This is a genomic window from Pseudomonas agarici (assembly GCF_900109755.1).
Classification (GTDB): Bacteria; Pseudomonadota; Gammaproteobacteria; order Pseudomonadales; family Pseudomonadaceae; genus Aquipseudomonas; species Aquipseudomonas agarici.
On record NZ_FOAR01000021.1, the window covers coordinates 25,546 to 39,795 of the forward strand.

At 61.7% G+C, this 14,250-nt stretch carries 11 protein-coding genes; all 11 read right to left on the reverse strand.

Translation table 11 applies throughout. The annotated features are described in order from the left end of the window. Positions 1-160: 160 nt before the first annotated feature. The gene (mdtD, locus tag BMX68_RS18175; RefSeq protein WP_017130040.1) at positions 161-1,588 is read right to left on the reverse strand and encodes a multidrug transporter subunit MdtD; all 1,428 of its coding nucleotides are present in this window, start codon (positions 1,586-1,588) and stop codon (positions 161-163) included. A 34-nt stretch (positions 1,589-1,622) separates the two neighbouring features. Next, positions 1,623-2,501 carry an alpha/beta fold hydrolase gene (locus tag BMX68_RS18180; protein WP_039792062.1) on the reverse strand — a complete coding sequence of 293 codons (879 nt, stop codon included), beginning with the start codon at positions 2,499-2,501 and terminating at the stop codon, positions 1,623-1,625. A 230-nt stretch (positions 2,502-2,731) separates the two neighbouring features. After that, positions 2,732-4,069, reverse strand: coding sequence for a TldD/PmbA family protein (locus BMX68_RS18185; protein ID WP_060781876.1), 1,338 nt, complete (start codon positions 4,067-4,069; stop codon positions 2,732-2,734). Beyond that, entirely contained in the window at positions 4,069-5,511 is a 1,443-nt protein-coding gene (locus tag BMX68_RS18190) for a TldD/PmbA family protein (protein WP_017130036.1), read from the reverse strand. Before BMX68_RS18190 ends, BMX68_RS18185 begins: the two co-directional genes overlap by 1 nt. Before the next feature lie 147 nt (positions 5,512-5,658). Further along, positions 5,659-6,354, reverse strand: a complete 696-nt coding sequence (locus BMX68_RS18195) for an RraA family protein (RefSeq protein ID WP_017130035.1) — start codon at positions 6,352-6,354, stop codon at positions 5,659-5,661. A gap of 195 nt (positions 6,355-6,549) precedes the next feature. Continuing rightward, the gene (gene betA / locus BMX68_RS18200) at positions 6,550-8,253 is read right to left on the reverse strand and encodes a choline dehydrogenase (protein WP_017130034.1); all 1,704 of its coding nucleotides are present in this window, start codon (positions 8,251-8,253) and stop codon (positions 6,550-6,552) included. 114 nt (positions 8,254-8,367) lie between these two features. Continuing rightward, positions 8,368-9,840 (reverse strand): betaine-aldehyde dehydrogenase, encoded by a 1,473-nt coding sequence (gene betB, locus BMX68_RS18205; RefSeq protein ID WP_017130033.1) that lies wholly within the window; start codon positions 9,838-9,840, stop codon positions 8,368-8,370. A 168-nt stretch (positions 9,841-10,008) separates the two neighbouring features. Next, positions 10,009-10,617, reverse strand: a complete 609-nt coding sequence (gene betI / locus BMX68_RS18210; RefSeq protein ID WP_017130032.1) for a transcriptional regulator BetI — start codon at positions 10,615-10,617, stop codon at positions 10,009-10,011. A 320-nt stretch (positions 10,618-10,937) separates the two neighbouring features. Beyond that, a complete protein-coding gene (gene choV, locus BMX68_RS18215) occupies positions 10,938-12,116 on the reverse strand; it encodes a choline ABC transporter ATP-binding protein (RefSeq protein WP_017130031.1) in 1,179 nt (392 codons plus the stop codon). Next, positions 12,113-12,958 (reverse strand): choline ABC transporter permease subunit, encoded by an 846-nt coding sequence (choW, locus tag BMX68_RS18220; protein ID WP_026012970.1) that lies wholly within the window; start codon positions 12,956-12,958, stop codon positions 12,113-12,115. The genes choV and choW overlap by 4 nt, the downstream gene beginning before the upstream one ends. Positions 12,959-13,027: 69 nt before the next feature. Then, a complete protein-coding gene (locus BMX68_RS18225) occupies positions 13,028-13,975 on the reverse strand; it encodes a choline ABC transporter substrate-binding protein (RefSeq protein WP_017130029.1) in 948 nt (315 codons plus the stop codon). Between the last annotated feature and the right edge of the window lie 275 nt (positions 13,976-14,250).

A 14,250-nucleotide genomic window follows, 5' to 3' on the forward strand; every position in this document is an offset into this window, starting at 1 on the left:
CAAGCCTGCAAAACAAAATGTCGCGCAGTGTATCAGCCCTGGCCGGCGGTGCTGCAAATTCTGGATGAAAAGTAGCCAGAGAGTGTCGCCGCCGAGCCTGTTCAGGGCGGACACGCATCTGAGTGCGGCGTTTCGACACGCCGGTTTGCCACAATGAGTGTCAATGCTCGATATGCACCTCGACCGATTTCGGCCGCTTGCCGTCCTGAGGCGACAGTTGCAGGAAGATCGCCGATGCCAGCATCGCCATGCTGCCCACGGTGAGGAACGTCAGTTGGAAGGCGCCGAGCATCGTGTCCACGCCGTCGTTACCCACGGCCGCGGTAAAACCGCCGAGCAGGGCACCGGCGCAGGCCACGCCGAGGCTCAAGGACAGTTGCGCGACCACCGACAGCAGGCTGTTGCCGCTGCTGGCGGCGGCGTCGTCGAGGTCGATCAGGGTCACGGTGTTCATCGCGGTGAATTGCAGCGAGTTGATCGCCCCGGCAATCGCCAGCATGGCCAGTAGCAGCGGATACGGCGTGTGCTCGGAGACCAGGCCCAAGGCCGCGAGCATGATGCCCAGCGCCAGGGTATTGCCGGTCAGCACGATGCGGTAGCCCAGGCGCTCGATCAGTGGCCGGGCAATCGACTTGGTGAGCATCGCCGCTGCCGCCAGGGGCAGCATGCTCATGCCGGCCTGGGACGGCGAATAACCCAGAGCCACCTGCAGCAGCAACGGCACCAGGAACGGCAGGGCGCCGCTACCCAGGCGGGCGAACAAGTTGCCGAGGATGCCCACCGCGAAGGTCCGAGTCTTGAACAACGAGGGGGCAAACAACGGGTTGTCGATATGTCCGGCGCGCAGCCAGTAAGCCGCCAGGCAGGCCAAGCCGGCGAACAGCAGCAACATCACCCGTAGGTGCGGCAGTTGCAGCTCGCCCAGGCCCTCCATAGCGATGGTGATTAGCAACATCGCCGCGCCGAACAACAGGAAACCGATACCGTCGAAGCGCGTAGGCTCGCCGCCGCGCAGGTCGGGAATCAATTTCCACACCGCATAACAGCCCACCAGGCCCACCGGCAGATTGATCAGGAAGATCCAGTGCCAGGTCAGGAATTGCACCATCCAGCCGCCCAGGGTCGGGCCGATCAACGGGCCGAGCAGGCTGGGGACGGCGATGAAACCCATGATCCGCACCAGCTCCGAACGTGGGTAGGCACGCAACACCAACAACCTGCCCACCGGCAGCATCAGCGAGCCGCCCAAACCCTGGATCACCCGTGCGCCCACCAGCATGTCGAGGGAACTCGACAGGGCACACAGCAGCGACCCGAGGCTGAACAGCAGGATCGCGCAGAAGAACACCCGCTTGGTGCCGAAACGGTCGCAAAGCCACCCCGAGGCCGGAATCAGTAATGCCACGGTGAGCATGTAGGCAATCACCACACCCTGCATGCGCAACGGATTTTCCGCCAGGTCGAGGGCCATGGACGGCAGGGCGGTGTTGAGGATGGTCCCATCGAGGGACTGCATGAAGAAGGCGATGGCCACCACCCAGGGCAGCCCGCGGGCGGTTGTTGTATCCAGCGGGGCACGGTGGGGCATGGGCAGCTCTTTTGTTAGCTGGCTATAGGGCCGATTATGCCTGATCGGTTTGGGCCTGGGCGCTCCGGCAAGGTTCTATTTGATCCTTCGACAGCAGAAAACCGAGCAGGGCTCGATGAACGTTGTCGGCTGCCACCCGCGACTCCAGGTCGAGCAGGTGGCCAGTGTCCTCGGCCACTGAAAAACTGCAATGGGGGATGTGCTGCTGGAACTTCCGGGCGCCTTCGGCGGGGGTGTAGATATCCTTGGCGCCGTTGATGAAGTGTACTGGGGTGCGGATCGCGGACAGCGACCGCAGGTAGTTGCCGTCGCCCAGTTGCAGCACCTGGTCGATATGAAAGCGCGCCTGGCGGTATTCGGTGCTGGCCATGGCACTGAGGTGCTGGTGGTTGGTGGCCTTCAGGCGGGGAGGGAGAAAATGACCGACGGTGTCGTTGAGCAGATGGCCGATAGCCGACTTGTCGTCGACCTGGATCAGCTCGTGTACCCGCTGCACGTAAGCCAGCATCGGCGGGTTGAGGTCGGGGGCAAGGGCCATGATCACCGAGCTCTGGATGCTGGACGGATTCCTCGCCAGGGTCAACAGGCTGGAGATACCGCCCCACGAGGCCGACACCAGGTGATTAACCTCGAAGCGTTCCACCAGCGCCAGGAGCATTTCCACCTCGTCGTCCTTGGTCACCAATCCTGGATCGGGATTATAGGGCTGTGAGCGACCGGCGAAGGGCAGGTCGAACAGCAGCACGTTGAAGTGCTCGGCCAGGCGTTTACTGGTGCGAGCGAAGGACGAGGTGGTGGAGAGGGCGCCATTGACCAGCAGCGCGGTATTGCGCCGCGGATCGTCGCCGATGCGCTGGACATGAACGTTTAAATGCTTGAACAGATTGTTGATGACGAAGCTTCCTTGATTCATATCAAACTCCAGCAAAAACACCTTCGGCGAGTGAAAGAGGCGCAGCATTGAATGACAAAATCGCGGGTGAAGCCTGTTGACTTTATGATGAGGTCGAACGAAGTGAGCGGTGTTAATGCTGCGCCGAATGAAGGGATATGTATAGCCCGCCAGGGTCTTACGGGACAACCGTCGGAACGGATGAACCCCTTGATCGTTCCTCGCTTCGCAGGATAACGATCAGTGCCGGGTCAGAGGGTCAGCGTCAGCTTGCGAACTAGCGCCCCCGGCAGCAGGCTCGACGCCGTCTGCCGCTGATCGTAGGTACTGGCCGACAATAGCAATTCGCGCTCCTGGGTCAGGGCTTCCAGTTGAGTACCCAGCAGGCTGTAGACGCTGTCGTCGAAGCGCATGGTGCTGACCGGCGCCTGGATCTCGCCGTTCTCCACCCAGAAAGTGGCGAAACGGGTCATGCCGGTCATGCGCCCGGCCGATTGGTCCGAGTAGTTCAGGTACCACAAGTTGCTGATATACAGGCCAGTGCCCAGTTTCTCCAGAACGTGCTGTTGCGCTAACTGTCCGGCCTTCATCTCCAGGGCGCTGGGGTATTCGCCACTGCCCGCGCCGTTGGCGGTCAGGCCGTATTCGGCGGCGCTGCGGGAGTTGATCATCTGCTCGTTGGCCGAGCCCTTGGCAACCAGCGACAGGTCGCCGCGCGGATAACCTTCGTTGGAAAACGCCGGGCTCAAGGAGCCGCTGACCTGCTCGTTCAACCAGACGAGCGGGTGGAACGAAGCTTCGTTGGCGTACAGCTTCTGCAGGGGACTGTGCTTGTTGGCGATGGCCTGGGCCGAGAAACCGCCCCAGCGGAGCATGCCCATGATTTCTTCCAGCGCCGCTGGCGCCAGGTACGCCCGGTACTCGCCGGGGGCGAGGGTACGCAATGGCCGCCCAAGAAACCCCAGTTGTTCGCGAGCCTGTTGGAGGCGCCGGGCGAAGGCGTCGCTGTCCCATTCATGGCCGGCATAGCTGGCTTTCACCGCCTGGCCGTTTTCGTGGAACAGGCTCCAATCGAAATTGAAACTATTGGCCTGATGCCAACCGAACGCCCCGTCGGAGCTGGCAAAACCTCGGCTGATGGGGCCGGCGGCATAGAAACCGACCAGATCCAGACCGGTCGCGGCGCGGCGTATCTCTTCCAGGACTCGGGCGGTGTCCGGCAGCGGTTGATTCTGCACATGGCGACTTTGCCAGGCGTCGTGATTGAGTAACAGGTACGGATCGGCGGACAACAACGGCAAGGTTTCGCGCAACTGTTGCAGGCCGTCGGACAGGCGCTGGCGATCCAGCTCCAGTTCACCGCAGAGGGTGATTTGCAGGTCCGCATGCCTTTGCGCATCGATCAGTTTGACGCTCAGCCTGGCTTGTCGCACCTGCCCGGCCTGGCGCACACGACCGTGGTTGAAGCGGATGAACTGCGAAGATTCGGCGGCATAACCCAGGGTGAATTGTTCCGTGTCCCGCAGATGCTCGCGCAAATCTTGCACCAGTGCCTGGAAGTGTTCCACCTGACTCAGTGACTGATCCATCAGGCATCTCCTCCAAACACGTCGACATGGCTGAATACACAGGCGGGCGAAGCGTGCCCGACGCGAATGATCTGATTGGGCTCGCCCTTGCCGCAGCTCGGCGTGCCCAGGACCTGGAAGGTGCTGGCATCGCCGACCGCGATGAGGTTGCGCCAGAACTGTGCGGAAATCGCCCGGTAGTTGGGGTTCTTGACCACGCCCTTGAGTTCGCCGTTTTCGATCAACTGGCCCCATTCGCAGCCGAACTGGAATTTGTTGCGCGCATCGTCGATCGACCACGAGCGGTTGGTGGACATCAGGATGCCCTTCTCGATACCGCCGACCAACTGTCCGAAGGACTGGTCCCCCGGTTCGATATTCAGGTTCGCCATGCGGTCGATTGGCGGTCGGTTCCAACTGCTGGCGCGGCTGTTGGCGACGCCTTCCAGACCGCTGCGGAACTGCGACAGCGCGCCTCCCAGCGGTCGCAGCAACAAGCCTTGGCGGATCAGGAACTGTTTGCGGGCGGCGCTGCCGTCGTCGTCATGCCCGTAGCTGGCCAACTGTTCCGGGATCTGCGGATCGAAGGTCACGTTGAGTAGCGGCGAACCGTACTGCAGGTGACCGAAGTCACTGGCCTTGACGAAGCTGGTGCCGGCGTAATTGCGTTCGTCGCCGAGGATCCGGTCCAGCTCCAGCGGGTGACCGATGGATTCGTGGATCTGCAAGATCATCTGGTCCGGAGTCAGCAGCAGGTCGCGTGGACCCGACGGGGTGTTGGGGGCCAGCAGTAATTGCAGGGCCTGGTCGGCGATCCGCGCGCCGGCGCCGATCAGTCCGGAGCGATGGATCACCTCGGCGCTGCCTTGTTGGCCGAAGTTTTCGCGACCGAGGGTGCGGGTCTGGCTGTCCATGCCGTCGAAGGCGGTCACGCTCAGGCCTGGGAACACAAAACGTTGTGCCTGGCGCAACTGGGCCCCGGCGCTGTTGAGGTAGATCTGTTCGACATGGGTCACGCCGAGGCTGACTTCCCAGTTCACCAGGCGCTCGTCCCTGGGTACGGCGGCGGACTCGGCGGCGAGCAGGGCGTAGCAATCACTCAGCGAGGCGAAGGGTTGTTCAAGTTGTGGCGAGCAATAATCGCTGCGCTCGCTGGAGACGGCTTGCTCACGCAGGTCGAGCAGAGCGTGACCGGCAATCAGCCGGGCCTGCTCTTCGGCCCGTTGCAGAGCGGCCTGCAAGCCTTGTCGCGAGAGGTCGTTGGTGGCGGCATAGGCTTCGACACCGTTGACTCGCACGGTCAGCATCGCGCCTTCGTCGCGGCTCAGGCTGGGGGGCTCCGGGACGTTCTTGCGGACCGACAGGTATTGGCCGGACTCGCGAACATAACGCAGGGAAAAGAATTCAGCGCCCGTGCGCAAGGCAGCGAAGTGCTGCTTGAGCTGGGGGTGGAAGTCGAACATTGAGGAACCTCCCTGGAAATGGCAGCGGCGGCGACGAGGCACTTTAGGAGAGGCCCCAATGTCAGTCTGTCAGGAAAAGGCGATTTTGCGAACGACACAAACTTTGTAGAGGCCGGCTTGCCGGCTCCTACGAGGCAAGGTCTGGAGTTACAGCGGGCAACCCTTGGCCCGCAGAATCGCATCGAAACGATCCGGGTCCAGGGTGCCGGCTTCGATTGCCGCCAGGGTAGCTTTTTCCCGTGCCAGCAGGTCGTGGCAGCGGATCAGCAGTTCCGGCAGTTCGCTACGAGCCGCCGCGACCACGCCGTCACCGTCGCCGATCATCAGGTCACCTGGGGTTACTAGCATCCCGGCACAGGAAATCGGCACGTTGATTTCTCCACCACCATCGGTGCTCGGGCCACGGTGTACGCCACCGATGGCATAGGCCGGCAGCTCGCCGGTCTGCCATTCGTCGAGGTCGCGCAGGGCGCCGTTGATCACCACACCGACGATTCCGGCCTTGAGGGCCATGGCGCGCATGATGCCGCCGAACACGGCCCTGGTCAGGTCGGCGCTGCCGTCGATCACCAGCACATCGCCCGGACGAGCCATTTGCATGGCCTTGAGGATCATCAAGTTGTCGCCCGGACGCACGCGCACGGTCAAGGCATTACCCAGCATCGGGGTAGTGCCGTGGAAAGGCTTGAGGCCCAAGCCACCGACGTTGCGTCCCAGGCAGTCGCTGACGGCGGCGGCAGGGATCTTGCTGAATTCATTCAGCCATTTAGGATCGAGCGGTTCAGGATTCGGGTTGATCAGGTAGCCGGTAGGCCATTTGCTCGAAGAAACGACATCAAACATGGGGGAGCCTCGTGGCCAGCAATGTGGCGGTGTGTCGATTGGGGCGGGTGAAACGTTTGCGCGCCAATAGATTAGGCCTGCGCGAAGGTAGGAGCAAGGGTAGAACGATGGAGGATTGTTTACCTTGTTTGGTGGGAGTGGGCGTGATAGCCCTGTGGCGAGCGGCTCGGCGGAACGCCGCTCACCACAGGCAGGTTACTGCGCGATATGGCTCACTTCGCGCAGCGGCTGGCCACGCACCGGTTTCTGGCCGGCCACATAGTATTGCGCTTTGCTGCGCGGCAGCGGCTGGCGGCCACGGATCTTGTCGGCGATTTTCTCGGCGATCATGATCGTCGGCGCGTTCAGGTTGCCGGTGGTGATGATCGGCATGATCGAGGCATCGACCACGCGCAGGCCCTGCATGCCCTGCACGCGGCCCTGGCCGTCGACCACCGCCATCTCGTCGCTGCCCATCTTGCACGAGCAGGACGGGTGGAACGCGGTCTCGGCGTGCTCACGGACAAACTGGTCCAGTTGTTCGTCGGTCTGCACCTCGATGCCTGGGCTGATTTCGCGGCCACGGTAAGCGTCCAGTGCCGGCTGCTGCATGATTTCCCGAGTCAGGCGAATGCCGTCGCGGAACTCCTGCCAGTCCTGCTCGGTGGACATATAGTTGAACAGGATGCTCGGGTGCTGGCGCGGGTCCTTGGACTTGATCCGCACGCGACCACGACTGGGCGAGCGCATGGAGCCCATGTGCGCCTGGAAACCGTGTTCCTTGACGCCGTTGCTGCCGTTGTAATTGATCGCCACCGGCAGGAAGTGGTACTGGATGTTCGGCCATTCGAATTGTGCGCGGGTGCGGATAAAGCCACCCGCTTCGAATTGGTTGCTGGCGCCGATGCCGGTGCCGTTGAACAGCCATTGGGCACCGATAGCCGGCTGGTTCCACCACAGCAGCGAGGGGTACAGCGAGACCGGCTGGGTGCAGGCGTATTGCAGGTACAACTCCAGGTGATCCTGGAGGTTCTCGCCGACGCCTGGCAGGTCGTGGACCACTGGGATGTCCAGGCTTTCGAGCAACTGACGCGGGCCGACCCCGGAGCGCTGCAACAGTTGTGGCGAGGCGATCGCGCCGCTGCTGACGATGACTTCCTTGCGGGCACGGGCCTCGACCCGCTCCTCGGCGCTGCCCAGCAGGTACTGTACGCCTACCGCCCGTTTACCTTCGAAGAGGATCTTGTCGCTCAGGGCGTGGGTAACGATGGTCAGGGTCGAGCGCTGTCTGGCGGTGTCCAGGTAGCCACGGGCGGTGCTGGCGCGACGGCCGTTGGGCGTCACGGTGCGGTCCATTGGGCCGAAGCCTTCCTGCTGGTAGCCGTTGAGGTCGTCGGTCCGTGGATAACCGGCCTGTACGCCGGCTTCCACCATGGCGTGGAACAGCGGGTTGTTGCCGGCCTTGGGCGTGGTCACGCTGACCGGGCCGTCGCCGCCGTGGTAGTCGTTGGCGCCGATGTCGCGGGTTTCCGCCTTGCGAAAATACGGCAGGCAGTCGAGGTAGCTCCAGTCTTCCAGGCCGGGCAGCCTGGCCCAGCCGTCGTAGTCCAGGGCGTTGCCACGGATGTAGCACATGCCGTTGATCAGCGATGAGCCACCGAGGCCCTTGCCGCGACCGCACTCCATGCGACGACCGTCCATATGCGGTTCCGGATCGGTCTCGTAGGCCCAGTTGTAGCGCCGGCCTTGCAGTGGGAATGCCAGGGCGGCGGGCATCTGGGTGCGAAAGTCGAAACGATAGTCGGGACCGCCGGCTTCGAGCAGCAGGACCGTGACGCCTTCGTCTTCGGTCAGGCGGCTGGCCAGGGTGTTACCGGCCGAGCCGGCGCCGATGATGATGTAATCGAATTCTTGGGACATGACAGGTAGCCCTCGTGGAAGTGGATCGGGGCACAGGCCGCAGCGGTTCAAATGCGGCGAGGGGGCTGGTCGGAACTCCCCCTCGCCGCACAGGCCACTAGACCCGCGTCAGAGTCAGAACACCGAGGCGTAATCGCCCAGCTCGACCTGCACCGATTTGATCCGGGTGAAATTATTCAGCGAGCTGATGCCGTTCTCACGACCGACACCCGACTGCTTGTAACCGCCTACCGGCATCTTCGCGTCGGACTCGCCCCAGGCATTGATCCAGCAGATACCGGCTTGGAGCTGATGAATCACGCGGTGGGCGCGGTTCAGGTCGCGGGTGACCACACCGGCAGCCAGGCCGAAGTCGGTATCGTTGGCCCGGCGGATCACTTCATCTTCGGTCTCGTAGCTAAGAATGCTCATGACCGGGCCGAAGATTTCTTCGCGAACGATGGTCATCTCGTCAGTGCAGTCGGTGAACACGGTCGGCGCCACGTAGGCGCCGTTGGCGAACTCGCCGGCGCTCAGGCGTTCGCCACCGCACAGCAGGCGGGCGCCTTCTGCCTTGCCCTTGGCGATGTAGCCCAGCACGCTTTCCATGTGGGCGAAGCTGACCAGCGGACCGAAATTGGTGTTCTCGTCTTGTGGGTTACCGACGCGAATCCGTGCCACGCGCTCGGCGATCTTGGCTTCGAATGCGGTTTTCAGGTGGCTCGGCACGAACACGCGGGTGCCGTTGGTACAGACCTGGCCGGAGCTGTAGAAGTTGGCCATCATTGCCGTGTCGGCGGCGCGATCGAGGTCGGCGTCGTCGAAGATGATCAGTGGCGACTTGCCGCCCAGTTCCATGGTCACGTCCTTGAGCGACGAGCTGGATGCGCTGGCCATAACCTTCTTGCCAGTGTCGGTGCCACCGGTGAAGGAGACTTTCTCGATGCGCGGATGCTCGGTCAGCCAGGTCCCGACTTCACGGCCGCTGCCGGTGAGGACGTTGAACACACCGTCCGGAACGCCGGCTTCGGTGTAGATCTCGGCCAGTTTCAGGGTGGTCAGCGAGGTGACTTCGCTGGGTTTGAAGATCATCGCGTTGCCAGCCGCCAGCGCCGGCGCGGATTTCCACAGGGCAATCTGAATCGGGTAATTCCAGGCGCCGATACCGGCAACCACGCCCAGCGGCTCGCGACGGGTGTAGACGAATGAAGTGCTACGCAGCGGAATCTGCTCGCCTTCGATGGCGGGCACCAGACCGGCGTAGTATTCCAGTACGTCGGCACCGGTGACGATATCGACATAACGGGTTTCGGAGTAGGCCTTGCCGGTGTCCAGGGTTTCCAGGGCGGCCAGTTCATCGTTGCGCTCGCGCAGGATATCCACGGCGCGGCGCAGGATGCGCGAACGTTCCATGGCGGTCATCGCCGCCCAGATTTTCTGGCCCTTCTCGGCACTGGTCACGGCGCGCTCGACGTCTGCTTGGGTCGCACGTTGCACCTTGGCGAGCACTTCACCGTTAGCCGGGTTGATGGCATCGAAAGTGGCTTCGCCGCTGGCGTCGGTGTAACCGCCATCGATGTAGAGTTTTTGCAGTTCGAAACGGGCCATAGAGTCCTCGCAAGTGCATCAGTGGTTGGGCTAAACACGACTGCGGGCTGGGCACCTTCGGTGCATGCAGGTAAGACTGCGTTGAACACTCCTTCGTCTTACCTGCGCTCGCTAGGGTTTTAAACCCTGTGCCGAGTGGTCAAACGGGCCACCCGTTAGTGTGTATGACTACGCCTGGGTGCCGTAGTGCTCCTGCTTAGCCAGTTGCAAATCCATATATTCATAAGCGATCCGTTGCGCCTGCACGGTGTCGAAAGCATCTCCCGACAACGCGCCGCGCAACCACAAACCGTCGATCAACGCCGCCAGGCCCCGTGCCGCGCTACGGGCGGCGGGCGGCGCCAGGGCGCGGCGGAACTGGCAACACAGGTTGGAATACAGACGGTGATCGTTGATCCGCTGCAACCTGTGCAAAGACGGCTGGTGCATGCTGCTGGCCCAGAAGGCCAGCCAGGTTTTCATCGCCGGGCCGTTGACCTGGCTGGCGTCGAAGTTGCCTTCGATAATCACTTGCAGATGAGCCCGTGGGCTGTCATCGGCCAGTGCCTGGCGGCGCGCGGCGATATTGTCGGTCAGGGCGCTCATCAGATACCGCATCGTGGCGGCGAGCAGGCCGTTCTTGTCTTGAAAATAGTGACTGATGATGCCATTCGAGACACCCGCCAAGCGGGCGATCAGCGCGATGCTGGCGTCTGCCATTCCGACCTGATCGATCGCGGTCAAGGTGGCTTCGATCAATTGTTGGCGGCGTATGGGTTGCATACCGATCTTGGGCATGGTTCTGCTCTCCTTGGGCCCGCCGGCAGACATAGAACGGCTATCGGCTTGTGGATCAGTTTATTTTGTTTTGATTGATCGTTCAATCAACAAAAAGTCGGCGACGAATCGTCACCGCCTACAGTTTTTTCCTATAGGCAGTCGGCGGAGACAGGATCTTTGAAAAAACACCGAAGCTGCGGGCATGCCGGCGAAGCGTTTGGCCGTCTTGAGGGGCATTCCTCGCGGTTCGGCGTCTCGACAAGCTCAGCGCCGACACGCGTGATGTCACCCCGAAAACAACAACGCCGCGATCCTTTCGCGGCGTTGTTGCGTCGGTCTCAACCCAGGTTCTTGCCCAATAGAGCATGGTACAACTCGCTGTCGCCGAGAATCCCGACCAGCTTGTTGTTGTCGTGCAGCACCAGCTTGTTGCCGGTCTGGTAGCGGATCTGCAGCGCGTCGCGCATACCGATATTCGAATCTACCAGGGTCGGGCTGCGGCCCAGACTCTCGACGGTCTGGCCCTGTACCCAACTTTGCAGGTTCAGGTCGGCACCGTTCTGGCGGGCGCCTTTGATGGTGTCGCCTTCGGCCAGATCGATCCACGAGTCGCCACCCGGATCGATGCACACTGAGCCATTGACGCGTTTGCAGTTGTCCAGGGCGCGCATCAGGCTGCGACCGCAGAGCACATTGAGCGGGTTGGTATGGGCGACGAAGGTGCGTACATATTCGTCCGCCGGGTTGAGCACGATTTCTTCAGGCTTGCTGTACTGGATGATCCGGCCGTCTTTCATGATCGCGATGCGGCTGCCCAGTTTCAGCGCTTCGTCGAGGTCGTGGCTGACGAACACGATGGTTTTCGCCAGTTTGTTCTGCAGGGTCAGCAGTTCGTCCTGCAGGCCCTGGCGGATCAGCGGGTCGAGGGCCGAGAACGGTTCGTCCATCAGCAGGATATCGGCATCCATTGCCAGGGCGCGGGCCAGGCCTACCCGTTGCTGCATACCGCCAGACAACTCATCGGGCTTCTTGTTACGCCATTGGGTCAGGCCCACCAGCTCAAGCTTTTCGTCCACCAGCTTGCGCCGTTCCTTTTCCGGGCGTCCCTGCATTTCCAGGCCAAAGCTGATGTTCTCGCGCACCGTCAGCCAGGGCATCAGAGCGAACTTCTGGAACACCATGGCGATGCGCTGGGTGCGCATCATCTTCAGTTCGGCGTCGGTGCAGTGGGCGATATCGATGGGTCGACCTTCATGCTCGACGAACAAATGGCCACGGCTGACCGTGTTCAGGCCGTTGATGCAACGCAGCAGGCTGGACTTACCGGAGCCGGAGAGGCCCATCAGTACACAAATCTCGCCTTTCTCGATTTCCAGGCTGGCATTCTCGACGCCGACGATCTGCCCGGTCTTCTTCAGGATTTCTTCCCGCTTGAGGCCTTTGTCCAGCAGCGCGAGGGCCTCACGCGGGTTCTTGGAGAAGATAACGTCTACCTTGTCGAAGCGGATTATGCTCATGCGTCACCCCTTGCCGGTGCGTCGGGTTGTTTGCAGATACGGTCGAGCATGATTGCCAGCAATACAATCGCCAGGCCGGCCTCGAAGCCCAGGGCGATATCAGCGGTGTTCAGTGCGTTGACCACGGGCTTGCCCAGGCCATCGGCTCCTACCAGTGCAGCGATCACCACCATCGACAACGACAGCATGATGCACTGGGTGATACCGGCGGCGATGCTCGGCATGGCGTGGGGCAGCTCGATGCGTGCGAGCAACTGGCGGCGCGAGCAGCCAAAGGCCTTGCCGGCGTCCATCAATTCCTGCGGTACATCCTGGATGCCCAGATAGGTCAGGCGGATGGGGGCGGCAATCGCGAACACCACCGTGGAAATCAGGCCGGGCACCACGCCCAGACCGAAGAGGGTCAGGGTCGGAATCAGGTACACGAATGTCGGTACGGTCTGCATCAGGTCGAGGACCGGACGCATCAGGGTGTAAAACATCGGCTTGTGCGCGGCGACAATGCCCAGCGGCACGCCGATGACCACGCAGACCAGGGTGGCGAACATCACCTGGGCGAGGGTTTCCATGGTTTCCTGCCAGTACCCCAGATTGAGGATCAGCAGGAATGAAGCGACCACGAAGGCGGTCAGCCCCCATTTGCGCTGGATAAAGTGGGCGATCAGGGCGATCAGCGCGATCAATGCCAGCGGATTGAACCAGGCCAGCGCAAACGTTACGCCGTGGATCATCGTTTCCAGGGTCGAAGCGATCGCATCGAAGTAGTTGGCCCCGTTCTGGGTCAACCATTCAACGAAGGCGGCGATGTACTGGCCTAGAGGGATTTTGTGTTCAGTCAGCATGGTATTGAACGTCCACATGCGGGGGAATAAATGCAGGCGCCGGTGAGCAGGCCCGCCCGGCGTCGGCGATCATTGCGCGAGCTTGGCTTTCACGGCGTCCAGGCCAGGTTTGCTGTCAATGGTGGTCACGCCGGCCAGCCAGGTATCGAGTACCTGTGGATTGTTCTTCAACCAAGCCTTGGCCGCGGCTTCAGGCTTCATCTTGTCGTCGAGGATGTTGCCCATCAGCGAGCTTTCCATGTCGACGGTGAATTCGAGGTTCTTCAGCAACTGGCCGACATTGCTGCACTCTTGCACGTAGCCCTTGCGGGTGTTGGTCGCCACGGTGGCCGCGCCGAAGTCCGGGCCGAAGAAGTCGTCGCCGCCGGTCAAGTACTGGATCTTGAAACGCTTGTTCATGGGGTGCGGCGCCCAGCCGAGGAAGACCACCGCGGTGTCGCGTTTCTGTGCCCGGTCGACCTGGGAAAGCATGCCCGCTTCGCTGGATTCGACGACCTTGAAACCGGCGTCCTTGAGGCCGAAGGCGTTCTTGTCGATCATGCTCTGGATCAGGCGGTTGCCGTCGTTGCCCGGCTCGATGCCGTAGATCTTGCCGTCCAGTTCCTTCTTGAACTTGACGATATCGGCGAAGTCATGCAGACCCTTGTCATACAGCGCCTGGGGCACGGCCAGGGTGTATTTGGCGCCCTTGAGGTTGGTGCGCACTACATCCACGGTTCCGGCGTCACGGTAGGCCTTGATGTCGTTCTCCATGGTTGGCATCCAGTTGCCGAGGAAGATGTCCATGTTCTTGCCGTCGGCCAGGGACTTGTAGGTGACCGGCACGGAAATCATCGTGGTCTTGGTCTTGTAGCCAAGGGCCTGCAGCACGACGCTGGTGGTGGCGGTAGTGGCGGTAATGTCTGTCCAACCGACATCGGAGAAGTTCACGGTACTGCACTGCGCCGGTTCCGCGGCGTGGGCCAACAGCGGGAGACTCAGCATAGTGGCCAACAACAACGAGGGGGAACCTTTCATGGGGGTAGACTCCTATGTGTTTTTTTTGGCAGTGTCCGACTGGACCATCGCGCTTAATTGTTCTGTTGCGGTTGGAGGCGTCGAGGGCAGCTCTACCCCGGTATCCTGCAATCGAGTCGAGACTGATCATGTACCAGCCTGAATATGTCGCCTACAGGGTGCGTCGTATCCAGTACAGGGAGAGTCGCATCCAGTGTCGGTGAGGTCGTTTACAGATTTTTTCGCTGCTTTTTTCTTCCCGGAATCGCGAAAGAGCGTTGAAAAAAACCTGTCGG